The organism is Eximiradius proteiniborus (assembly GCF_058546985.1).
On sequence record NZ_CM178592.1, the window covers coordinates 364,498 to 387,227 of the forward strand.

Annotated in this window: 20 protein-coding genes; 7 read left to right on the forward strand and 13 right to left on the reverse strand. The window is 34.1% G+C overall.

The features are described from left to right. Window positions 1-14: 14 nt before the first annotated feature. Genes ACY2LT_RS01545 through fliE form a run of 7 tightly spaced genes read right to left on the reverse strand, consistent with a single transcriptional unit; the run spans window position 15 to window position 6,649 of the window. On the reverse strand, window positions 15-743 hold the full coding sequence (locus ACY2LT_RS01545) for a MotE family protein (RefSeq protein ID WP_491815900.1): 729 nt from the start codon (window positions 741-743) through the stop codon (window positions 15-17). Next, window positions 740-1,177: a flagellar export protein FliJ gene (fliJ, locus tag ACY2LT_RS01550; RefSeq protein ID WP_491815901.1), complete on the reverse strand. Its 438-nt coding sequence runs from the start codon at window positions 1,175-1,177 to the stop codon at window positions 740-742. Before fliJ ends, ACY2LT_RS01545 begins: the two co-directional genes overlap by 4 nt. A 2-nt stretch (window positions 1,178-1,179) precedes the next feature. Further along, window positions 1,180-2,502 (reverse strand): flagellar protein export ATPase FliI, encoded by a 1,323-nt coding sequence (gene fliI, locus ACY2LT_RS01555; protein WP_491815902.1) that lies wholly within the window; start codon window positions 2,500-2,502, stop codon window positions 1,180-1,182. After that, complete coding sequence (locus tag ACY2LT_RS01560; RefSeq protein ID WP_491815903.1) at window positions 2,486-3,430, reverse strand: FliH/SctL family protein; 945 nt, start codon at window positions 3,428-3,430, stop codon at window positions 2,486-2,488. The genes fliI and ACY2LT_RS01560 overlap by 17 nt, the downstream gene beginning before the upstream one ends. A 12-nt stretch (window positions 3,431-3,442) precedes the next feature. Further along, on the reverse strand, window positions 3,443-4,465 hold the full coding sequence (gene fliG, locus ACY2LT_RS01565; protein ID WP_491815904.1) for a flagellar motor switch protein FliG: 1,023 nt from the start codon (window positions 4,463-4,465) through the stop codon (window positions 3,443-3,445). A gap of 53 nt (window positions 4,466-4,518) precedes the next feature. Continuing rightward, window positions 4,519-6,285, reverse strand: a complete 1,767-nt coding sequence (gene fliF / locus ACY2LT_RS01570; RefSeq protein ID WP_491815905.1) for a flagellar basal-body MS-ring/collar protein FliF — start codon at window positions 6,283-6,285, stop codon at window positions 4,519-4,521. Window positions 6,286-6,343: 58 nt separating this feature from the next. After that, complete coding sequence (gene fliE, locus ACY2LT_RS01575) at window positions 6,344-6,649, reverse strand: flagellar hook-basal body complex protein FliE (RefSeq protein WP_491815906.1); 306 nt, start codon at window positions 6,647-6,649, stop codon at window positions 6,344-6,346. Window positions 6,650-6,837: 188 nt separating this feature from the next. Between fliE and ACY2LT_RS01580 the strand changes: the two genes are divergently transcribed. The 5 genes from ACY2LT_RS01580 (at window position 6,838) to alaS (ending at window position 16,176) form a co-directional block, all read left to right on the forward strand. Then, on the forward strand, window positions 6,838-10,572 hold the full coding sequence (locus tag ACY2LT_RS01580; protein ID WP_491815907.1) for an SBBP repeat-containing protein: 3,735 nt from the start codon (window positions 6,838-6,840) through the stop codon (window positions 10,570-10,572). A gap of 55 nt (window positions 10,573-10,627) precedes the next feature. Beyond that, a complete protein-coding gene (locus tag ACY2LT_RS01585) occupies window positions 10,628-12,742 on the forward strand; it encodes a GAF domain-containing SpoIIE family protein phosphatase (protein WP_491815908.1) in 2,115 nt (704 codons plus the stop codon). Then, a complete protein-coding gene (locus ACY2LT_RS01590; RefSeq protein WP_491815909.1) occupies window positions 12,735-13,097 on the forward strand; it encodes an STAS domain-containing protein in 363 nt (120 codons plus the stop codon). The genes ACY2LT_RS01585 and ACY2LT_RS01590 overlap by 8 nt, the downstream gene beginning before the upstream one ends. After that, complete coding sequence (locus ACY2LT_RS01595; RefSeq protein WP_491815910.1) at window positions 13,098-13,535, forward strand: ATP-binding protein; 438 nt, start codon at window positions 13,098-13,100, stop codon at window positions 13,533-13,535. A 94-nt stretch (window positions 13,536-13,629) separates the two neighbouring features. Then, complete coding sequence (alaS, locus tag ACY2LT_RS01600; RefSeq protein WP_491815911.1) at window positions 13,630-16,176, forward strand: alanine--tRNA ligase; 2,547 nt, start codon at window positions 13,630-13,632, stop codon at window positions 16,174-16,176. 159 nt (window positions 16,177-16,335) lie between these two features. Here alaS and rbp read toward each other — a convergent pair whose 3' ends face one another. The 6 genes from rbp to ACY2LT_RS01630 form a co-directional block, all read right to left on the reverse strand. After that, the gene (gene rbp, locus ACY2LT_RS01605; RefSeq protein WP_491815912.1) at window positions 16,336-16,629 is read right to left on the reverse strand and encodes an RNA-binding regulator; all 294 of its coding nucleotides are present in this window, start codon (window positions 16,627-16,629) and stop codon (window positions 16,336-16,338) included. A gap of 149 nt (window positions 16,630-16,778) precedes the next feature. Beyond that, window positions 16,779-17,465 carry an ABC transporter ATP-binding protein gene (locus ACY2LT_RS01610; RefSeq protein ID WP_491815913.1) on the reverse strand — a complete coding sequence of 229 codons (687 nt, stop codon included), beginning with the start codon at window positions 17,463-17,465 and terminating at the stop codon, window positions 16,779-16,781. Further along, window positions 17,465-19,870, reverse strand: a complete 2,406-nt coding sequence (pheT, locus tag ACY2LT_RS01615) for a phenylalanine--tRNA ligase subunit beta (RefSeq protein WP_491815914.1) — start codon at window positions 19,868-19,870, stop codon at window positions 17,465-17,467. Before pheT ends, ACY2LT_RS01610 begins: the two co-directional genes overlap by 1 nt. A gap of 77 nt (window positions 19,871-19,947) precedes the next feature. Continuing rightward, window positions 19,948-20,511: a hypothetical protein gene (locus ACY2LT_RS01620; RefSeq protein ID WP_491815915.1), complete on the reverse strand. Its 564-nt coding sequence runs from the start codon at window positions 20,509-20,511 to the stop codon at window positions 19,948-19,950. 8 nt (window positions 20,512-20,519) lie between these two features. After that, complete coding sequence (gene recR, locus ACY2LT_RS01625; RefSeq protein ID WP_491815916.1) at window positions 20,520-21,113, reverse strand: recombination mediator RecR; 594 nt, start codon at window positions 21,111-21,113, stop codon at window positions 20,520-20,522. After that, window positions 21,110-21,436 carry a YbaB/EbfC family nucleoid-associated protein gene (locus tag ACY2LT_RS01630; protein ID WP_491815917.1) on the reverse strand — a complete coding sequence of 109 codons (327 nt, stop codon included), beginning with the start codon at window positions 21,434-21,436 and terminating at the stop codon, window positions 21,110-21,112. The genes recR and ACY2LT_RS01630 overlap by 4 nt, the downstream gene beginning before the upstream one ends. 106 nt (window positions 21,437-21,542) lie before the next feature. On the opposite strand from ACY2LT_RS01630, the gene ACY2LT_RS01635 reads away from it, so the two are divergent. Continuing rightward, complete coding sequence (locus ACY2LT_RS01635; protein ID WP_491815918.1) at window positions 21,543-22,229, forward strand: PspA/IM30 family protein; 687 nt, start codon at window positions 21,543-21,545, stop codon at window positions 22,227-22,229. A gap of 11 nt (window positions 22,230-22,240) precedes the next feature. Next, a complete protein-coding gene (locus ACY2LT_RS01640) occupies window positions 22,241-22,726 on the forward strand; it encodes a T3SS (YopN, CesT) and YbjN peptide-binding chaperone 1 (protein WP_491815919.1) in 486 nt (161 codons plus the stop codon). The last annotated feature ends 4 nt before the right edge of the window (window positions 22,727-22,730 follow it).

Here is a 22,730-nt window from a genome sequence, read left to right on the forward strand (position 1 = left end):
CCTTGCAATTTATTTTATTGTCCTATACCCAGCAAAAGAATTGCAGCGGCATTTTCAGGTTTCATTGCTTCAATAATTTTGCCAGCTTTTTTCTTGTTCATCATTTTTAATATTCTTGCAGCATCTCTTTCGTCCAGACGCTCCAATATTGCAGCCACCTCCTGTGGCTTTGAATTCTCATATATTTTTGCAAATACTTCAAAATTAATTTTAGCACTGGAGTCTACCCTTTCCTCCAACATCTTTTGATAGTTCTCTATTCTCTTCTGTGCGAGCGAGTATTTTTCTGTAAGTTTCTTTATTTCAATTTCTTTCTTAGTTAAACTATCTTGCAGTTCTTTAGCATTTTTTTCAGATTTTTCAGCGATTGAATTAGCTCGCTTAACTGAATCTTGATGGAAACGAATTGTTTCTGCAATGTTTTTTAGTGAATCTCTTAAATATTTCTCAATTCGCATTAATGAATCAATTTTAATTGAAAATTCATTCTTTTTTATCACTTCATTTTCAAAAAAAGCCAGTTGTTTTTTCGAAATTTGAACAGTTGGCTCAATATAGACAGGCTTTAATGGTTTTATTATTTTTTTTGGCTTATCAACTTTTTGAACTTTAGTCGTATCTTTATTGTCTTTTATTCCCAGTAAATCGGGTCTATATTTAATTACACCAATAAGTCCTCCCATCAATATTGCTAATACTGATGATACAATAATAATCCCTATTAAAAGTTGCTTCCAGGTCACTTTTCTTTCCTGATAAATCCCATTATTGCAATTTCATCGATAAAATTACTTTCTTCTTTTAGAGTTTCTGCCTTGTATTCTTCTAATTTTTTTTCTTTCAATTTTTCAAGTATCATTTCATCTTTTTTTGCTTCAATATATTTATTTTGGCGAAGCTTTTCAATTTCGAGAAGTTGATTTTTATCTTGTATATGCTTTTCAATTTCTTTTTCTACCAATGCTTTATGAGCGATTCTTTCTTGAATATCCGAAGCCTTTCCGCTTGTGTATTTTTTTGCAATGAGATTATTCTTATACTCTATCTTTTCTTCAATAATTTGTTCTTTGCGAAAACGAAGTCGCAAAATCTTTGCAAGCTCTTCTTTTGCTTGATTTGTTCTAAATGCTCGTAAATTTAATAGTGGCTCGAGCCTGTATGTGAATTTCTTTGCCATTTCTACATTTTGCTTATTTCGATTACTTTGTTTACAATTTCATGATAATCATTTCGCTCATCTAATCCTTGTTTCAAAAATGAATTAATTATCTCAATTCTTTCAATTGCTTTATCTATTTGTGGGTTGCTTCCTTTTTGATATGCTCCGACATTTATCAAATCTTCGGCACTTTTATAGACTGCAAGTAATTCTTGTATTTTTTTTGCGGCATCAAGATGTTCTTTTGAAACAACATCACTTCGGCAACGACTAATGCTTTCAAGAACATCAATTGCCGGATAATGTGCAAGCGATGCGAGCTTTCTCGATAATACAATGTGTCCGTCCAAAATACCTCTTGTAGTATCTGCAATTGGTTCATTCATATCGTCGCCTTCAACTAACACAGTATAAATTCCTGTTATTGTTCCTTTTTCGGAAGTTCCGGCACGTTCCAATGTCTTTTGTAAAATAGTGAACACTGATGGTGTATATCCGCGAGTTGTCGGAGGTTCGCCAATTGAAAGACCTACTTCTCGTTGAGCCATTGCCAATCGTGTTACAGAATCCATCATCAACATAACATCCAACCCCTTATCGCGGAAGTATTCTGCTATTGTTGTAGCTGTAAGTGCTGCTTTTACCCGAATGAGTGGAGGAACATCACTTGTCGCGACTACAACAATTGACCTGTCAAGTCCCTCTTGTTTCAAATCTTTTTCTATAAACTCGCGTACTTCTCTTCCGCGTTCACCAATTAACGCTATAACATTAATATCTGCCGATGTATTTCGGGCAATCGTTCCAATTAATGTAGATTTCCCAACCCCAGAACCAGCAAAAATACCAACACGCTGTCCTTTTGCTAATGTTAGAAGTCCATCGACTGCTTTTATTCCTGTTGAAATTGGTTCAGAGATCCTTTTTCGCAATAATGGATTTGGTGGAACTGCATATATCGAACGTTTTTGCTCTATTGACACCTCTGCTTTACCGTCAAGTGGACGACCTAACCCATCTATTACTCTACCTAATAATTTGTCTCCTACTCCAACAGACAAGGATTTCCCTGTAGCAATAATTTCTGTCGATGGTTCAATGTCGTTTGTTTCTCCAAGTACCATTGAGAGAATCCTGTCATCTCGAAACCCAACAATTTCAGCTAAAGCAATTAATTCATCGTATTTGTTTCTTAATTCACATATTTCTCCAATAGGGGCTTTCGGTCCTTCGCTTTCGAGCACAAGCCCAACTACTTTTTTAACTTTCCCACGTCGCACTAATGTCGGTGTTTTCTTTATTGCTGGCTTGAAAAATTTCTCTATGTTAATTGCTTGGTACATTTGTTTCGTCTTCGCTATTGTTCGTTTCAGAGTTTTCTTGAATTTCTTGTGTTTCAGGCATAATTGTATCCAGAATATCGGGATAACTTTCTTTCAGAGATGATTCAAGGTCTAACTTTATTTGTTCTTTTGCTTCTGTCAATGCATTTTGTAGTTTTTTTAATTGCTCGCTTATTCGCCCATCAATAATTCCTGCACTTGTATGCAAAATGCAACTTCCTTGTTCTATATTATTCGATGTTACTATTTCGATTTTACTATCTGCCAAATTAAAAATTTGAGAATTTACTTTTTTTAGTACTTCAAAGTCATCTTTATTTAATTCAATTTTGAATATTTCTTCATCCTTTATTTCGCTAAATACTTTATTTATCTGACTTATAACTAATTGTTCACTTTCGACTGCAGCAAAACCCATTATTTTTCTTGCAATTTCAATTGATAAGTCTATTAATGCTTCATTGAATTTTTTTTGTTCTTGCAAAAAAGCTTTCTTTAACTCGAAAGCAATTTTATCGAAGCGTTTTATCCATTGACTATGAATTTGAATTTCACTTTGGTATATAGCTCTCGCAGAATCTTGACCATCAGAAAAACCTTTGTCGTAGGCTGATTGAATTTCTTTTGCAGCTTCTTCAATAGGAATGCTTTCATCTGGCACTCGTCGTAAATCTATTTCAATCGGTTCGTTAGAATCTGAAATAGTGTATGTTTCTGTGAAATATGTTACTTTGGGTTGAGGCTCTGGTTCAGGTTCGCCAATGAATTCTTCTACTTCTGGTAGTTCTTCTACTTCAATAGGTTTGGATTTAACTAAACTCTCAAGTTCTAATAGCTTTCGCTCAAACTCTCTGCGAATAATATCTTCGCTTTTGATAATTTTAACTTTTTGTTTATTTCTTGGTATTTTTAATATGATCTTGTTCATTTCATTCCTTTCTTATACGAAAATATCTTCCTTGCCACGACCACCGATAGCAATTTCTTCTTGTTCTTCGAGTTTCTTGATAATATCAACTATTCTCATTTGTGCTGCTTCGACTTCTTTTAATTTAACTGGTCCCATAAATTCGAGCTCTTCTTTAACAACTGCTGCTGCACGTTCAGACATATTCTTGAATATTTTCGAACGAATTTTTTCGTCAGAAACCTTCAATGCAAGTGCTAAATCGCGTTTATCAACATCACGTAGAATTCTCTGAATACCTTTGTCGTCAATGAGCACAATATCTTCGAATAAGAACATTTTGCGTTTGATTTCTATCGCCATATTATAATCTTTTTCTTCAATGCTTTCTAACAATTGTTTTGCTACTGCATTATTGCACTTGTTAAGTATGTTTGCTACCAGTTGCACACCACCAGCTTGGGCTAAATTCTGCGAAAGAGTTGCTTCTGCTATTTGATCTACAACGTGTTCAATTTCTGTAACTAATTGTGGAGATACTTTCCCAATTGTTGCCATCCGAAATACAGTTTCAGAACGTAGATCATCTTTGAATTCATTGAGCACATCTGCTGCTTGGTCAGGAGGCAGATGCGATAATATCAAGGCTATTGTTTGTGGATGCTCTTTTGATAAGAATGAAGCAAGCTGCTGAGGATCAGATTTCTTTAATATAGAAAACCCTCTCACAGTTGTCAGAACACGTATCTTTTCAATAATTTCTCGCGCTTTGTCCAATCCATAACTTTTTTCGAGTAGCATTTGAGCATAATCAATTCCTCCTTCGACCATATATGAGGAGGCTGTCATTAATTGGTAAAACTCTTCGATAACATCCTCGACAACGTTTGGAGGCAGTTCACGTAAATTTGTAATTTCTACAGCTATTTGCTCAACATCTTTAATATCAAGTTCTTTGAATACCTTTGCCGCTACTTCGACATCCATAGACATTAGTAATACGGCTGCCTTTTGTTTTCCTGTCAAATCAGATGCTGTAATTCTTTTCTTTGCCATTATTGTTTACCTAATTAATATTCTTACTAATATTCAACGAACAAACAATTTGTTTATGATTTGGCAGATTTCGGATTCTCAATATCTTGCTGTAATAATATCTTTATTAATTTCACTGCGTTTTCTGTTTGTTCATCTAAAAATGATTCAACCTTTTCTTTTATTTCAAGTTTCAACATATCTTCTTCAGTCATTTCCTGTGGTTCAACATCTAATGCTGACTTTGCTAATGCTTCAAGTTCTTGCATATCGGTTTCTTCTTCGATTTCTTGCGGCTCTTCTTCGCGAATTTCTCCTTCTAATAATACTTGTTCAGGAAGTTCAGCTGGAAGCAATAACAAATCTTCTTCATCTAATTTCAAATCCTCTAATTGTTCTTCTGGTTCTTCCTCTTCTTCCTCAATAGACACTTCTTCTTTGACTAATAATTTAGGATTTGGCAGTCCAAGAGCAATACGTAATCTGTCTTTTACAAATTTCGACTGTATTAATGCAAACATCAACATTATTGTAATTAATATTGCTGCAATCAAAGCAATTAATTTGATTATTTCTTTGTCTTTGTACCAAACTACTGGCTGCTGTTCTTCAATTTCTTGTTCCAATAGTGATGTGTCAAAAGGAACATTTAATACTGAAATCTGGTCATTTCTGGTTGGGTCGTATCCTACAGCATTTTTTATGGCAAGTGTTAATTGATCAATTTCTTCCTGCTTTCTTGGCGTATATTCAATTTTTTTTACTCCATTTTCATCTACAACCTTAGTTACACCATTAATGATTGCTGATACAGTGAGCCTCTTAATATTGCCTGTGCCTTCTACAATATGAGATACTGTTTTAGATATTTCATAATTTTGGATAACATTGGATGCATTTTTTGCCTGACTAACAGTTGGATAGCTCAGAGAATCTGTGCTTTCTGATACTTCCTGAATATTTTGTTCACTACGAATTACTTGGCGTTCCGGGTCGAAATCTGTAATTGTTTTTTCAACCTGTGTGAAATCAATTTCGGCATTTACTCTCACCTTCGAATTTTCTGTTCCAAGCACTCCATCGAGAAGCGATTGCACCTTTTCTGCATAATGCTGCTCAACTTGTCGCTGAATATCGTGCTGTGTTTGAGTAAGTCCGGTTACTGTTGAATTGTCCAATGGGGGCTCGGATAAAATTTTGCCTCGTCCATCAACAACTGTAACTTTATCAATTGTAAGTCCTTCAACACTGCTTGCAACAAGGTTTTGAATCCCTTCTATGCTTATTTTGCTAAGGCTTCTACCACTTTTCAAATGAATGATAACAGAAGCACTCGGTGGTTTCTCGTCTTTTTTGAAGAGTGTCTTTTCTGGTATTACTAAGTGGACACGCACTTTTTTAATTTCATCCATTGTCCCGATTGTTCTGGCAAGCTCGCCTTCCAAAGCCCTGCGATAATTCAGTTTTTGGACAAATTCGCTCATCCCAAGGTTTGTCTTGTCGAAAAGTTCATATCCAACTATGCTTTCAGATGGAAGACCTTCACCTGCTAACTGTATGCGAGTATCGTAAAGTTGAGACTTATCTACTAATATCGTATTTCCATTGTCTTCAAGTTTATATTGCACTCCTTTTGCTTTAAGGCTTTCAACTATTTTTGCAGCATCTGATGGTTCTAAATTACTATACAGAACTCCCATTTCCACAGGCTTGCTACTGGACAATAATAGAACTGTGCCTAATATTAATCCAGCAACAACGCCTCCAATTATCAATTTTTGAACTAATGATAATCTTTTATAAAATATTTTTACTTGTTCTGTGAATGTATTTTCAGCCATAATTATCCTTGTTTGTATTTGTTCACGAAATCATTTTTGGCTAATATTATCCTCCATTTTATACCTGCATTCTTAATACTTCTCGATATAGGTCAAGTCCTTTGTTTCTTAGCTCCATTAATAGCTGGAATGAGGTTCGTGCTTTTTGAGCAGTAATCATTACGTCGTGAATATCGACAGGTTCGCCTTTTATAAATTTTTCTGTCTGTTCTGCTGAATCAATTTGCATCTTATTTACATCATCCATCAATTGTTTGACAGTATCGGCAAAAGTTACATCTTTTGTGGTTGTTGTGCTTTCGCCAAATTTCTGTTGAACTAATGGAAGATACCTTCTCGATGGGTCTGTTTCATTGATTATCATAGTGAACTCCTTTCAAATTATTTCCTAAAAACCATCTAATTTATATCAATTACTATTCCAAATGATGTTTTCCTTCGGTTATGGCTAATTTTGTTCAATTCTTTTTTCAGGTTGAATTGAAATAGTCTGATTTTTAATATTAGTTATTTTTTGTTAAATTTATTTTATCAATTGTCGGGAATAACGTTATGGTCAGTTTAAAAAAGATAATTCATCTATTTTCAATAGAATTGTTGTTCATATTACTCAATACAAATAATCTTTTTTCAAATTTTGTCGAAAATAATGGACAATTTCCTGAAAATGTTCGTTTTTTGTTTCAAACCAAAGATGCCAATGTATGGATTAACAATAATGATATATTATTCGATTATTTAAACGAAGTTGGGGATAAAAGCTGTAATCGTTCTACATTAAAGCTAAGCTTTTCAGAAGCAATCAATTTCAACATTCAGCCTATTTCTTATAGCAATCGTGTATTTAATTATTTCACTAAATCAAATCCTTTTTCTTCAAAAGTTTATGATACTTTAATTGTTAAAAATCTATACGATAAAATAGATTTATTTCTTTACTCTAAAAATGGTTGTTTTGCCTATGATTTTCTTTTGCATCCTGGTGCAAACCCAAATGATATTAAAATAAAAGTAGATGGAGCTGATTCTGTTAATATTGAAACTAAACAAATTTCTTTCTTTACAACTAATATTGTGCAGTATCATTCGGACTTGAATGCATATTTAGAAGAAAGCAAAATACCAATTGTTTCTTCATTCAGTTTTGATGGTTATATTTCATTTTCATTAAATAATTACGACAAATCACAGATGATTAGGATTGACCCGGTTGTCTATTCTACTTATTTTGGTGGGAGTTCGTTTGATTATTTACGTAGCATTGCAAAAGATTCATCCGGGAACATAATTGTTGTTGGGAGAACTCGTTCTGCTAATTATCCTACAGAAATCGGTAGCTACGATACCACTTTTTCGGATATTTTTATTGATTTTTATGATGCTGTAGTAACGAAATTTTCTCCTGATGGAAAAAATATTTTGTTATCTACTTTTTTAGGCGGTATGGGAAACGATCAAGCAGAAGCAGTTGCTGTAGATAAGTTTGGTAATATTTATATTACAGGTTACACTCTGTCTTTGCGTTCGTTTCCGTTTACTTCAAAAGCTCTTGATACTTTTGATATTGGTGGAATAGATGGTTTCCTCACTGTAATGAATGCTCAGGGAGATTCTCTTCTTTATTCAACTCTTTTTGGTGGAACAAGCGACGATTTCCCTCAATCAATTACATTAGATAAAAACAAGAATATATATCTTGCCGGCTATACAAAATCCTCAAACTTTATTACTACTTCGGGGGCTTTTGATACAACATTTAACAGCAATGGAACTGATATTTTCAACGACGCTTTTGTGATGAAATTTTCCAGCAATTTTAACTTACAATATTCTACATATGTAGGCGGTTCTGGTGATGATTTTGGACAATCTATCGCTGTTGATGCTTTGGGAAATGCAATTGTTGTTGGAATTACTCGTAGCCAGGATTTCCCAATTTCATCATTTGGTTTTCAAAAGGTAATTGCTGATTCTGTCCCGTCGTCCAGCACTGGGGATGGCTTCATTTTTAAACTCAATTCCAACGGCACAAATAAAATATTTGGAACATATTTTGGGGGTTCGGCACTGGATGCAATCTATTCTGTTGCAATTGATAGTAGTAATAATATTTATTTTGCTGGTTATTCTGAATCAGAAAATTTGCCAATTTCTCCTAATGCATTCCAAAACACTTACAACAATATTAATTCCGGTTATATTTCAGGTGATGCCTTTGTTGGTAAACTCAAATTCAGTGGTGATTCACTTCTTTTTAGTACATATTTTGGCGGTTCTGGTAGTGAACGTATTGCTGCTATTGCTATTGATAGCTATGGTTTTCCTGTTGCAACTGGATTTACTACCTCACGTGATTTACCAACTACCCCGACGGCTTTTCAAAAACAATATTCAGATAGCACGGATGCCTTTGTTGTGCGTTTCACTCCAAATTTAGATGGCTGCCCATATATAAGTTATCTTGGTGGTAAACGTAATGATATTGCTAATTCTATTGTTACAGCTGATTATGCTAATATCTGGGTAGCAGGTTTTACTAATTCAAACGATTTTCCAGTTACAGCTGATGCTATATTCAGCACGGCTTTTGACAATTTAAGCGATATGTTCATTACAAAATTGTATGCTAACTACATTAGTCTTGATTTCGAAAAAAGTTTGGGTACGAGAATAATAAATGTTTGTTTAGGTGATAGTGTGTATGTTGGGGCGAAAGCTTCAGGTGGAATTGGGAAAATTTCATATCACTGGTTGCCTACTGATGGAGTTTCTTTCCCGGATTCTTGTTATACTTTTATTAAGCCAAATGATTCTTCTGTGTATTATCTTTTGGCACAAGACGAAATGGGTAATAGCGTAACAGATTCTCTTTATATTATTGTGCATACGAAACCTCATCTATCACTTTCGGGTTCTTTAGTTGTGCTCTCTAATTCAACGGAAGAATACACTCTTGTGTCTGATTATCAGGGTTTTACGGATTGGTATGTAACAAATGGGAAAATATTAGAAAAAACTTCTACAAAATTAAAGGTAAAATGGGCGGATACAACTGCAATAGGTGTAATAAAATTAGTGTTCACTTCTCAGTATGGCTGTATTGATTCTTTATCTGTATCAATTAGAATAGGGAATATCCCTAAGCCAAGAATTAAACCTATTGGTAAATTCCCACCTTGTAACGGGGATACTTTATTATTGGATGCAGGTGCTGGATATGCTACTTATCTTTGGTCAACGGGGGATACAACCCGAACAATCAAAATTACACAAAATGGAAAATATTCTGTAAAAGTTGCAGATTCGCTTGGTTTTGTAGCTTACTCGGATACAATTAATGTGTACTTTATGACATATCCTAAACCTATTATTAATGGATTAAGCATTGTTAAACCTGGGATGAATTATGAATACATTGTAGAAGGCTCGCCCGGCAGTAATTTCAAATGGATAATTCAGGGTGGGACAATTCTCTCAGGTCAAGATAATGATACTATTACTGTCCGTTGGAACAATACACCAAGCGGCTCACTTCTTGTCGAGGAAACAACTCGCGAAGGTTGCGTGATTTATTCCGATTTATTCGAAATCGATATAAGTGGTGTTTTTAAACCCAGAATTCGTGTGCTTGGTTCGACTAATATTTGCGAAGGTGATTCCGTTCTTCTCGATGCTGGCTACGGATTTTCATATTACCGGTGGAACAATGGTAGCAACAAACGGTTTATTTTTGTTTCTACTGCGGATACTTTTTACTGTTATGTTCGCGACAATTATGGTTTCGAAGGCTTTACAGATACTATTACAACAACTACTTTAGAACGACCACCTAAACCAGCAGTGAGAGTATTTGGAAATCAGTTTACCTGTTTAATCGATTCTTTGCCAATTCAATGGTATTTCAACGATCAGGTAATACCTAATGCCATTGGTACTTTATTTATAGCAGATGTACCGGGGCGATACAAAGTTTGTGTTCGTGGATATAATGGTTGCATAAATTGTTCGGATATTATTTCTTATCTTGTTTCTGTAGATGAATCTAAGAGTGATATTATGATATTCCCAAATCCTTGTGATAATGTGTTGAATGTAAATTTGAATATTAATTCTTCAGTGTACGCAAAAATTAGTATTTACAATGTAATTTTTGAAAAAGTATTTATTCAGGAATTTTCTAATAATTCAGTATTACACTTAGATGTTTCCTATTTACCAACGGGTGTTTATTTACTTGTAATAGAAAATAATTTAGACGTTCAACGAATTTTGTTTCTTAAAAATTAACTGAAACTTTTATCTCAGAAAAAACGTATAAAATACAAAACACTGAAAATGGAATATGAATTTTCTAATTAATATTAATAAACCGATTTATCTAACACTTGTTGCTATATTAATATTTTTGCGTTTTTCAATTGATACTATTTTTTACTATTTATTGCCTCAGGATAGTTTTGTTTTCTCATATTGGACTTTCTTTTCGTCTATTCTAATTTTATCGGCTTTTATTTATTACTTTTTCTCTGAGCAATTTGAAAAAAATAATAATGAGTATTCTAACGAGAAATTTGTATATGATTTTACACGTATTTTTTATTTGCAGTTATTGATATACATTTTAATAATTTTTCTACCAAATAATGATACATTCTACAGTCTTGAACTACCGTATTTCAAATTCTTTATTTCTGATGTTTCAACTGTTTTCTTTGCTTTGGCTACAATTTACTTAGCTTGGTTTTTGTTTGTCTGGTTAATAAGACGAAAGCACAAAAGAACAAAGCTATATTTAAAGATAATTGCTATTTTGCTTACTATTCTGCTGGTTATAGAATTAGCAAACTATGGATTTTTTAAGTCGCTTTATTTGAATAGCTTTATACCTCTTTTCCTATTAGTAATATATATTCTTACACTTTTAGTTACTAAAAAAAATAATTGGATTGCTCAGCTTGAACGCAAGCCAAAAATTAGACTTCTGTGGGTTTCACTTGCCAATCTAATTCTATCTATACTTTTAGCTGTTTCAATAATTGATAGTGACGGATTTTTATCACGAAACACAATAAATTTCTTATCTGGTGCAAATAATTTTTTCGGTGCAGTTGTTTTAGCTCTAAATGCTTTTTCTTTGAGAATTTTCCTTGCTGTAATAGTTTCACTTCCTACTGCAACAATCGTTGAACGAAAAACATCCGAAATTTCTTCTCTTACTTATCTTAACAAATTTATTGCTGAAACTTCGACAAAAAAGCCTGATGAAATCTTACAAATGGTTACTCAGCTTGCTTTAAATGCTTCTGGCAGTGCGGCTGTTTGGCTCGAAGTTTATCATAATGGTACTATTGACATTGGAGCTACAGCTCAAATTTCACCTGAGCTAATAAAAGATTTTCATTCCGACAAGCGAATTGGAAATATTTTTACTACTATTGAAAAGCCGGTGTTAGTTGAATCGGTACCAGAAAATGATGAAATTAAGTCTATTTTGAATTATTTTCATTTTGCAAATACATTAATTGCTATTCCACTGTATCAAGGTGCAAAAAGATTTGGCACTATTGTAGCAATCGATACGGAAGAATATGGATTCGAATTGGAAGATGTTGCTGTCCTCTCTGCTTTTGCCGATAATGTTAATTTAGCTCTCGAAAATCAGCGACTATTGCAGGAATCCTTACAAAAAGAACGTTATCGCAGCGAAATGTTAATTGCTAAGCGAATCCAGAAAGAGCTTCTTCCGCAGAATCTTCCTGAATTTCCTAAATTTCAACTTGCTGCTTATTCCTCACCTGCCGAAGAGGTTGGTGGTGATTACTATGACGTTGCCCGCTTTGCAGATGGAACTCCTTGCATTCTGGTTGGTGATGTTTCTGGCAAAGGAATGAGTGCTGCATTTTATATGGCTCAGCTCAAAGGTGCTGTGCATTCCGTTGCCCCACAAGTTAATTCTCCAAAAGAGTTGTTGTTAAAACTTAACAATATTCTTTTTGGATTGATGGACAAACAAAGTTATATTACTTTAAATTGCCTGAAACTCGATGAAAACAATAGCTCCATTACTTTTGCTCGTGCTGGTCATCCACCTCTTTTCCTGAAAAATTCGTCTGATGTCAATACGATTAAACCACAAGGATTAGGTATTGCTCTTGTTGGAAATGAATTATTCACTGATTATTTAGAAGAAGTCAATATTCAGCTTTCAAATGGCGATATTTTGATGTTAATTACTGATGGGGTGAACGAAATCCGTAACTCTTCAGGTGAAGAATTTGATTTTCAGCGAGTTTTCGACTTTCTTCTTACTCATAATTCTTCGGCTCAAAAATTGCTAAAACAATTTTTACAAAATATTGATGAGTTTAAAGGGGATGCACCTCAAATTGATGATTTAACTGTTTTCATTATTTCTTTTGGTTGTTTAGATAATACGAAGAGGTTAAAAAATGAATAATAATAATAATAATTTCAAAATTGAGAAAAAAAATATCGATGATTTAGTGTTGCTCTCTATTTCTGGTTATTTAGATGCACATACAGCACCTTTTCTCGAACAGGAAATAGAAAAATCAGTAAAAGATGGATGTTATAAGATTGTTGTTAATTTTTCTGATTTGGATTACATTTCAAGTGCTGGTCTTGGAGTTTTTATGGCTTTTATTGAAGATGTTCGTCAGAATGGTGGCGATATTAAGCTTTCTAATATGAAAGAAAAAGTTTTTGCTGTATTTGATTTGCTCGGATTTCCATTGCTTTTTGATATTCTTAACGAAGAAAGTGAAGCTATCGCTAAATTTAAAGGAAACTAAATGCTTTTGAGTGTTGAAAATAATAATTTTATTTGTATTAATGCAGACAGTGCTGAACTCGAAAGAATTCGCAAATTTGTGTTAGAGTTTGCTGAAAAATTTGGTTTCGATGATATTACTGCTAACAAAATTGTTTTAGCTGTTGATGAAGTTTGCACGAATTTAATCAAACATTCTTATAAATACGACAGTTCCAGAGAAATTTGCTTGCAAATATTAACCGATAACAATCAATTTTCCGTTCTCATTCTTGATGATGGTGCTTCATTTAACCCAAGTTCTGATACTTCATTAGATATGAATGATTATTTGAATAATTATCGTCGGGGTGGTTTGGGGCTTCATATAATCAATCTTGTTATGGATAAAATTCAGTATATTCCTCGTTCCGGTGATTTCCCACAAAATAGATTAATCCTAACAAAATATATTAAATAAATTTCTTTTGAAAGTTTCCTTTTTGCTTTCACAAAAAACAAATATTTTTGTATTTCGTTAATTGTTTATTTTCTTAACAATTTAAGGATTTTTAATGACTTCAAAAGAAATACGTAAATCATTTTTAGATTTTTTTGCTTCCAAAGCACACAAAATTGTTTCAAGTGCCCCAGTGATTCCTTTTGGTGACCCAACCTTGCTTTTTACTAATGCTGGAATGAACCAGTTTAAAGATGTTTTTCTTGGTCAAGGTAGTCGGGAATATACTCGTGCTGCTGACACCCAGAAATGTATCCGTGTCAGTGGCAAGCACAACGATCTCGAAGAAGTTGGAGTTGATACTTATCATCATACTTTTTTCGAAATGCTTGGTAATTGGAGCTTCGGCGACTACTATAAAGAAGAAGCTATTGAATGGGCTTGGGAATTGCTTGTTAAAACTTGGGGGCTTCCATCTGACCGTCTCCACGCTACAGTCTATCGAACTGATGATGAAGCATATGAAATATGGAAGAAATATTTGCCAATAGAACGCATCCACCGTTTCGATGAAAAAGATAACTTTTGGGAAATGGGCGAAACTGGTCCCTGCGGTCCTTGCAGCGAAATTCATTTTGACCGCACTCCCGACAAAAGTGGCGCAAATCTCGTAAATGCTGGCTCACCGGATGTTATTGAAATTTGGAACTTAGTCTTTATTCAATATAACCGTCTTATTGATGGCACTTTGCAACCGCTTTCTAAAAAACACGTTGATACAGGTATGGGGTTTGAACGTATTTGTGCCGTCCTTCAAGGGAAAAATTCTAATTATGATACTGATGTTTTTACTCCTGTTATCTCAAAAATAGAAGAGCTATCACACAAAAAATACTCCACAGACTTATCTAACAAAGACGGAATTGCGATGCGAGTAATTGCAGACCATTTGCGAGCATTATCTTTTGCAATTGCTGATGGTGCATTTCCGGGCAACGAAGGACGAGGATATGTGCTTCGTCGTTTGTTACGTCGGGCTGCTCGTTTTGCTCGTGAACTTGGATTTAAAGAACCTGTTATCTATAAACTTTTGCCAACTTTAATTGATGTGATGGGGGACGTTTTCCCAGAACTAATCACTCACAGAAATACAATCGAAAGAGTTCTCCGAGCTGAGGAAGAAAGCTTTCTTCTAACTCTTGAACGTGGTCTTGAAAAATTCGAAGAAATCAGAAACGAACTTATTAAAGCCAATTCTAAAGTGATTCCTGGAGAACAAGCGTTTCTTCTCTACGATACTTATGGCTTTCCATTAGATTTAACAGAACTGCTTGCCCGTGAAAATTCTCTGACTGTTGATATACAGGAATTTAATCAAAAAATGACCGAACAGCGTGAGCGTAGCCGTTCCGCTCGTAAAGTCCTTGCATACGAAAATGAACTTCCAGCTTTGGATTTTCAGACTACATTTGTAGGTTATAATAATTTTGAAGTTCAGTCGAAGGTTCTGTATGCCGAAGATAACTATTTAGTTTTGGAGCAAACACCTTTCTATTCAGAAAGTGGTGGGCAGGTGTCTGATATTGGTGAAATTATTCTTGCTGGTGAAATTTACCAGGTTGTTGATGTTAAAAAATCAAATAACGCGATAATACATATCACTGATAGGGAAGTGGAGCCTCTTGTCGGTGAAATGGCTCTTGCTCGTGTTTCACGAGTTCGTCGCCTCAGAACAATGAGAAACCATTCCGCTACTCATCTTATGCACGAAGCATTGCGTAAAGTGCTTGGTGAACACGTTCAGCAAGCTGGTTCTCTTGTTTCTCCTGACTATTTACGTTTCGATTTTAATCATTTTGAAAAAGTTACTGACGAGCAAATCAAACAAATTGAAAAAATTGTTAATAATAAAATCTATGAGCAAATCCCGGTAGAAGAACATATTCTCTCGATTAATGAAGCAAAGAATAATCCAAATATTAAAATGTTTTTCGGCGATAAATATGGAGAAACTGTTCGTTTAATTGTTATGGATAATAAATTCTCTCTTGAACTTTGTGGTGGAACACACGTTCGTAATACTGCTGAAATTGGCATTTTCAAAATTATTGCTGAAAGTTCAATTGCAGCAGGTGTTCGCAGAATTGAAGCAATAACGGGTGATGCTGTTTATAATTATATTTGTCAGCTCAATGATACTATCACATCAAAAGATGATGAAATTGCAAGGCTTAAAGAAAATAATTTACATCTCGAAAAGCAAATTAGTCAGTATAAACTACAATTTTTGTTCTCATCTATTCCGCAATTAATTAATAATACTGTTAAAATTAGCGATATTTCAGTATTAATTTATCAAAGTGAGTTGAATAATATTGATGAGTTACGTCTTTTTGCTGAAAAGCTGAGAGATACTTTCGGTAAAAACGGGATTTCGTTAATTATCTCTAAACAAGATGATAAAATCTCTCTTGTTTGCTCTGTTACCGACGACTTAAAAGATAAAATGCCTGCTGGCAAACTTGTTGGAGATGCTGCTCGCATACTCGGTGGCGGTGGAGGTGGAAAATCTCATCTTGCAACTGCTGGGGGCAAAGACGTTTCAAAACTTCCAGAACTCATTAACGGTGGATTTATTGAAATTGTAAAAAAATATTTGTAGTATTATTCAAATTTCTTCATTTTATTGCTTAAGAAATGGCTGTTTCAACTATTGTTACAGTCATTTCTTTTTTATTTTTAAATAAATAAACAAAAAGGCTGCCTTTCCCAGACAGCCTTCTTTAAAGAAGCAATTTATTGTAAAACTAAAATTTACAAATTAATAGCGGCGGTTTCCATTGAATCTTCTTTCCATTGGACGTGCATCTTCGCGTCTTTCTTTTGCTTCATTAACTTTAATTGTTCTGCCACCGAATTCGATTCCGTTCAAAGCTTCGATAGCTGCATTGCCATCTGCTTCATCCATTTCAACAAAACCGAACCCTTTGGGTCTGCCTGTTACACGGTCGCGAATCAATTTTACATTATGGACATCGCCATATTGGGAAAACAAGGTTGAAAGTTCCTCTTCTGTGGTTTGAAACTTGAGGTTTCCAACATAAATCGTAATCATAAAAAACTCCAAAAAACAAAAAAATTAGTTAAAACTTAGTTCTGAGAAAACTCAACAAGATAATTAAATTATTCGATTTAACTCTTGATTGGATTTCTTTCAAAACCTAATAACAAATATAGGTTAATTATTTAACATAAACAAGAAAATTATAATATTTGTCCATCTTTCATTTTAAGAACAACATCAGAAATAGAGGCAATATCAGAACTGTGAGTCGCGATAATAAAAGTTGTTGAAAATTCAGATTGTATTCGTTTTATCAAATTTATAAACGACATAGCATTTTTTGCATCTAAATTTCCAGTAGGTTCGTCTGCCAGAACAATTTCCGGTTTGTTTATTAATGCCCGCGCAATTGCAATACGTTGTTGTTCACCGCCGCTTAATTCCATCGGTTTATTATTAATTATGTCTGCAACTCCTGTTAATTCAAGTAATTCTATTGCGTCTTTTTTTGCATCGCTTGGCTTGCTTCCAGAAATGAGTTTCGGAAGCATCACATTTTCCAGTGCAGTAAATTCTGGCAATAAGTAATGAAACTGAAAGACAAATCCAATTGTTCTATTTCGAAAAATATCTAACTCATTTCGTTTAAATTGAGATAATTGTTTGGGAGAATTATCAATATTATAAATTATTTCTCCACTATCAGGTTCGTCAATTGTTCCAATGATATGCAACAAAGTACTTTTTCCGACACCCGAAGGTCCAACCAAAGCAACAATTTTTGAACGTTCAATCGATGTGGAAACTCCTTTTAGAACAACATTTTTTTCGTGTTTGTTGTTTGAGTAACTTTTAGTAATGTTATTTATTTCAATAATGGTGTTCATTACATTTTTCTAAGTTGGGCATTAAATTTATTTTCCACAGACTGGATAATTTTATTAATCTTACTTTCTACTTCTTCATCAGTCAATGTCCGTTCGGATGAGGAAAAAATAAGGCTAAATGCAAGGCTTTTCTTTCCTTCCGGAATATTTTTTCCCTCATAAACATCGAAAATATTAACATCTGACAATAATTTGCCACCATTAGTTACAATTTCATCCAGAATATTTTTTGCCTCTGTGTATTCATCAACTATGAAAGCCAAGTCTCGTTCAACCGAAGGAAATGGACTTACTGGTAAATATTTGTTTTCTACTGTATTGTAATGTGAAACATAAGAAAAATCAATTTCGGCAAGCAGCACATCTTCCTCTATATCGTAATTTTTAAGCACGCTTTTATTCAAATATCCACAATAGCCTATAATTGTATTATCTAATTCAATTTTAACAGAATTGGGTGAATATATTTTATTTTCATCTAACTTTGAGAAAGAAATCGGAAGGCGTAGAAAATCTGCTAAATCTTCTATGAATCCTTTTATATCATAGAAATCGAACGGTCTTTCTTTCTCGCTCCACTGTTTCGGGAATGTTTTGCCAACTAAACTAATTGCAAGTATTTCTCTTTCTTCGTATCCCGGAAGAATTCCATCATCAGAATGTTTAAAAATTTTACCAATTTCGAAAAGTTTCAGATTATTATTCCCATATCTAATATTTAAATTAATTGTTTTCAATAATGAGGGAACAATTGATGGTCGCATTATTGACAATTCTTCGCCAAGTGGATTTGATATTTTAACAGGGTCCGAAGTGAAAAACTCAGCAGAACGTGTGTCAATCATATTTTGAGTGAGAATCTCCGAAAATCCATTCGAAACAAAATAATTACGGATTTTGTCTTTTAGTGGAGAGATTTGCAAGTTTTTATCTACGATATTTTCGCTAAACGTAATGGAGGAAACATAATTAGGCTCGATATTATCATAATTATAAAATCGGGCAACTTCCTCAATTAAATCTATTTCCTCAAAAATATCATTTCTTCGATGAGGTATTCTGTATTTCACATAATCGTTCGTTTGCTCAGTTTTTTCAAAACCAAGATTTTCAAATATTTGTAGCATAAGCTCATTTGGAATTTCGCAACCAATGATTTTTCGGGCACGCTCAAAACGTAGAGATATTTCTTTCAATTTAACAGGTTCTGGGTAAACGTCGATTTCTGAACCAACAATTTCTCCACCGCAAAGTTCTGCAATGAGAGAAGCTGCTCTGTTTAAAGCAGGGATAACATTTTCAATATCTACTCCGCGTTCAAATCTATAGGAGGAATCGCTGGATAATCCCAATTTCTTTGATGTCTTGCGAATAAGTGATGGATTAAAATATGCTGATTCCAACAAAATGTTAGTTGTATCATTAGTTATTTCCGAATTTTCGCCACCCATAACTCCGCCTAAAGCTATTGGCTTCTTCTCATCAGCAATTACTATCATATAATCATCAAGAATTCTGGTCTTACCATCGAGTGTAACAAACTCTTCATCTTTTATTGCTTTGCGGACAATGATTTTTTTACCTTCGATTTTATTATAATCGAAAGCGTGAAGAGGTTGTCCCATCTCATACAATACATAGTTTGTAACATCCACTGCTGCATTAATTGGGCGAATTCCAAGTTTTGTAAGAGCATTTTGCAACCAGTTGGGAGACGGCTTGATTTTTACATTTTTGATTATACGAGCAGAATATCTTGGACAAATATTTGTGTCCTCAATTATGATTCTTGCATAATCAGAAGCGTTTTCATTATTTGAAACTATATTGATTTCAGGGTAACGAATTTGTTTATTCAATTTTGTAGCAATTTCTCTTGCTATACCAAGATGACTTAAGCAATCAGCCTTGTTAGGCGTAATTCCGATTTCAAATACTACATCATCTAATCCGTAATATTTCGCGAATTCCATTCCTACAGGTGCGTCTTCAGGAAGCACCCAAATACCAGAGCTGTCTTCGCCTAAATCTAATTCCACCTGACTGCATATCATTCCAAATGATACTACATCACGAATTTTCCTTTTTTCGAGCTTGAATCCTCCATTAGGAACAACTGCCCCGATAGTTCCGAATACTACCTTTTGTCCCTTTCTAACATTTGGTGCTCCGCAAACTACTTGAGCAGTTTCACTACCAAAATTTACCTTGCAAAGTGATAATTTATCAGCATTAGGATGTTTTTCGCATTCCAAAACTTCTGCAACATAAAAGCCCGAATATTTTTTATTGTAATCGATTATACTATCAACTTCCAAACCTAACATAGTCAAAGTATTATCGAGTTCTTCAGTTGTCATTTCAATATCAACAAATTCACGAATTTTCTTTAACGATACTAACATACAGATTAATTATTTGAATAATTAGACTTACTATTTAAACTTTGCAATATAATATATTGAGAAGAGAAATAAAAATTTTAGTTGTAATATCGAGCTTTTAGGATGCTCCAGGATGGGTAAATAGTGTCGTTTGAAGTTTGAAAATCTGACCAACGAACAATTTTATATGTACCATCAATAGCTTGTGAAATTATTAGTAGCATTCTACCATTATATTTTTCTAAATTTAGAGGTTGAACAGTTGGCAGGTAAAGTTCATAGTTAGCTGTAAAAATAATTGAATCGGGAGAAGTGTATTGATACTGGCTTTTTTCAAAATATAGTGATATTGTATTGTCGCCACTTGCAGCCGAAATTATTGATTTAAAACTTCTTTGTTCTTCTGCAATAGTCCAATTTTGAAAGATTGATTGATATGTTGCAAAAGCATCCTGAGCCGGTATAAAGTTATATTTGCCGCCTCCGATAAAGCAATCAGAATAATTTTGCAAACGCTTGTATTTTATAGAATTCATAAAGTTTTGCATTAATACTTCCGGGCTCGTAGCAGGAAGGAATACAACAGGACTTTGGTCAGGTTCCTCTGGTGAACGTGTTTCGAAAATCCCGCAAGAATATAAAAAGCATAGTAATATTAGCAAATACCATTTCAAAGTGTAATGCGTCCTTCTAATGCTCTCGAAAGTGTTGCTTCATCAGTCCATTCAAGTGACGAACCAACAGGCAGCCCGCTAGCTATTCGTGTTACTTTGATGTTAAATGGTTTTATCAATTTGGCAATATATTGTGATGTAACTTCTCCTTCGACAGATGGACTTAAAGCAAGTATTACTTCTTCTGCCGAAGATACTCTTTCAATTAACTCCTTGATTTTTAAATCAGAAGCATTTATTCCACCAATTGGATTAATAAGTCCGTGAAGAACGTGATATACACCCCGAAATTCATTGGTTTTCTCAATTGCAAAAAGATCTTTTGGTTCTTCGACAACACAGATAATCTTTGAGTTTCGGCTATTTGAAGCACAAATTGGACAAATATCGTCGTCTGAATAGTTATAGCAAGACTTGCAAAGTTTTATATTACTTTTTAAATTGCTCAACACAGCAATAAATTCATCAATATATTCTTGGTTTTGACGCAAAAGAAAATACACCAATCTTTGAGCAGATTTCCTTCCAATTGATGGTAATTTAGCAAAAGTAGCAATGGCTTTTTCTAATGTTTGAGAGGTAGAAATCATAAGCCCAAATTAAACCCTGGAATATTGGGAAGCATACCTGTGGCTTTGTTCATCTCTGCTGCTGCCAATTCGGCTGCTTTTTCACTTGCAATATTTATAGCGGCGACGATTAAGTCTTCTAAGATTTCAACTTCATCAGGATTTACCAATTCTTTTGCAATTTTTACAGATATTACTTTATTAGCACCATTCATCGTTACGCTTACCATTCCACCGCCACTTTCTCCGGTTACCGTTTTATTTGCAAGCTCATTTTTGATTTTTTGTATTTCTTCCTGTATTTTTTGCGCTTGTCCGAGCAAAGATTGCAAGTCAAATTTCATTTTTTTCACCAAAATTTTTTTTCAAATATAACATTTTTTAATTTAATACGTATTAAATAATGATTTATTAATACCCTTATTTCTCAACATTATTCAAGAGGTAAAAATGAGCATATTCAAAAGAATCGCAGACATCTTCAAGGCTAACGTTAATGATGTTCTCGACAAAGCTGAAGACCCGGAAAAGATGCTCAAGCAAATGGTTATCGAGATGGAGCAATCAGTTAATAAGGCTACTTTGGCTGTTGCACAAGCAATTGCTAACGAAAAAAGTTTGGAACGAAAATTAGAGAAAGCTCGCAAAGACAAAGAAGAATGGGAACACAAAGCTATGGTTGCTTTGCAAAACAATAGGGAAGACCTTGCTAAAGCTGCCTTAGAGAAAAAAGCAATTGCTGAACGAAACATTAACGATTTAGTCCCGATTTTAGAGCAAGCTCGTCAAACTTCAAACAAGCTTCGTCAGCAGCTCGACCAGTTGAAATCCAAGCTTGATGAAGCTCGTACTCGTCAAAGCACTCTTGTTGCTCGTTCGCAAGCTGCCAAAGCTCAAAAGCAAATCGCCCAATCATTCAGCGGTGTTGGCACTGATGCTTTCAGCAAGTTCGATAAGTTCGAAGGAAAAATTGAAAAACTTGAAGCTGAAGCTTCCGCATTCGAGCAACTCGCAGGCGAAAACACTTCTTTAGATGATGAATTCAAAAAACTGACTTCATCAAAAGATGTAGAAGACGAATTACTCGCTCTAAAATCTAAAATGGGCATGTTGCCACCAAACCAAGAAAATCAATAATAAGGTGGAATATGGAATTGTTAATTAATAAGGAGAAAAATAATATGATAGAAACTCCTGTGGAACTTATTCAGTCCACAATTGATAAGGTAGAAAATTATTTAAAAGAAATTTTCCCTGATTATATTTCATTCGGGAATGGTTCTTTTACTGTTAATTATGGTTCTTCGCAGATAATGATTATTGTTAGACCTTTTACTGAAACAGAAACTTGCGTTGAAATAGTATCCAATGTTGTTACCGGTGCAAATATTACTCCTGAACTAATGAAATTTTTGCTGAGTAAAAATTCTGAAATTCATTTTGGTGCTTTTGGATTATTGTTTGATAACACCATTACTTTTCAACATTCTATAGCTGGCACAAACATGGATAAGAATGAATTTGAAACTTCGCTTAAAACTGTTGCAATTATTTCTGATCATTATGATGATGAAATCGTTAAAATTGCCGGTGGAAAACGTGGGATAGATTTGCTCGGTGAAGAAATCGAATAATTTG

Excerpts from the sequence above, each read along its gene's own strand:
- fliG (WP_491815904.1), bottom strand. The coding sequence starts at position 4,465 with ATGGCAAAGAAAAGAATTACAGCATCTGATTTGACAGGAAAACAAAAG.
- recR (WP_491815916.1), bottom strand. The coding sequence starts at position 21,113 with ATGATTTCTACCTCTCAAACATTAGAAAAAGCCATTGCTACTTTTGCT.
- ACY2LT_RS01635 (WP_491815918.1), top strand. The coding sequence starts at position 21,543 with ATGAGCATATTCAAAAGAATCGCAGACATCTTCAAGGCTAACGTTAAT.
- ACY2LT_RS01560 (WP_491815903.1), bottom strand. The coding sequence starts at position 3,430 with ATGAACAAGATCATATTAAAAATACCAAGAAATAAACAAAAAGTTAAA.
- ACY2LT_RS01630 (WP_491815917.1), bottom strand. The coding sequence starts at position 21,436 with ATGAAATTTGACTTGCAATCTTTGCTCGGACAAGCGCAAAAAATACAG.
- ACY2LT_RS01610 (WP_491815913.1), bottom strand. The coding sequence starts at position 17,465 with ATGAACACCATTATTGAAATAAATAACATTACTAAAAGTTACTCAAAC.
- fliF (WP_491815905.1), bottom strand. The coding sequence starts at position 6,285 with ATGGCTGAAAATACATTCACAGAACAAGTAAAAATATTTTATAAAAGA.
- ACY2LT_RS01585 (WP_491815908.1), top strand. The coding sequence starts at position 10,628 with ATGAATTTTCTAATTAATATTAATAAACCGATTTATCTAACACTTGTT.
- alaS (WP_491815911.1), top strand. The coding sequence starts at position 13,630 with ATGACTTCAAAAGAAATACGTAAATCATTTTTAGATTTTTTTGCTTCC.
- pheT (WP_491815914.1), bottom strand. The coding sequence starts at position 19,870 with ATGTTAGTATCGTTAAAGAAAATTCGTGAATTTGTTGATATTGAAATG.
- fliJ (WP_491815901.1), bottom strand. The coding sequence starts at position 1,177 with ATGGCAAAGAAATTCACATACAGGCTCGAGCCACTATTAAATTTACGA.
- fliE (WP_491815906.1), bottom strand. The coding sequence starts at position 6,649 with ATGATAATCAATGAAACAGACCCATCGAGAAGGTATCTTCCATTAGTT.
- ACY2LT_RS01640 (WP_491815919.1), top strand. The coding sequence starts at position 22,241 with ATGGAATTGTTAATTAATAAGGAGAAAAATAATATGATAGAAACTCCT.
- ACY2LT_RS01580 (WP_491815907.1), top strand. The coding sequence starts at position 6,838 with ATGGTCAGTTTAAAAAAGATAATTCATCTATTTTCAATAGAATTGTTG.
- rbp (WP_491815912.1), bottom strand. The coding sequence starts at position 16,629 with ATGATTACGATTTATGTTGGAAACCTCAAGTTTCAAACCACAGAAGAG.
- ACY2LT_RS01595 (WP_491815910.1), top strand. The coding sequence starts at position 13,098 with ATGCTTTTGAGTGTTGAAAATAATAATTTTATTTGTATTAATGCAGAC.
- ACY2LT_RS01590 (WP_491815909.1), top strand. The coding sequence starts at position 12,735 with ATGAATAATAATAATAATAATTTCAAAATTGAGAAAAAAAATATCGAT.
- fliI (WP_491815902.1), bottom strand. The coding sequence starts at position 2,502 with ATGTACCAAGCAATTAACATAGAGAAATTTTTCAAGCCAGCAATAAAG.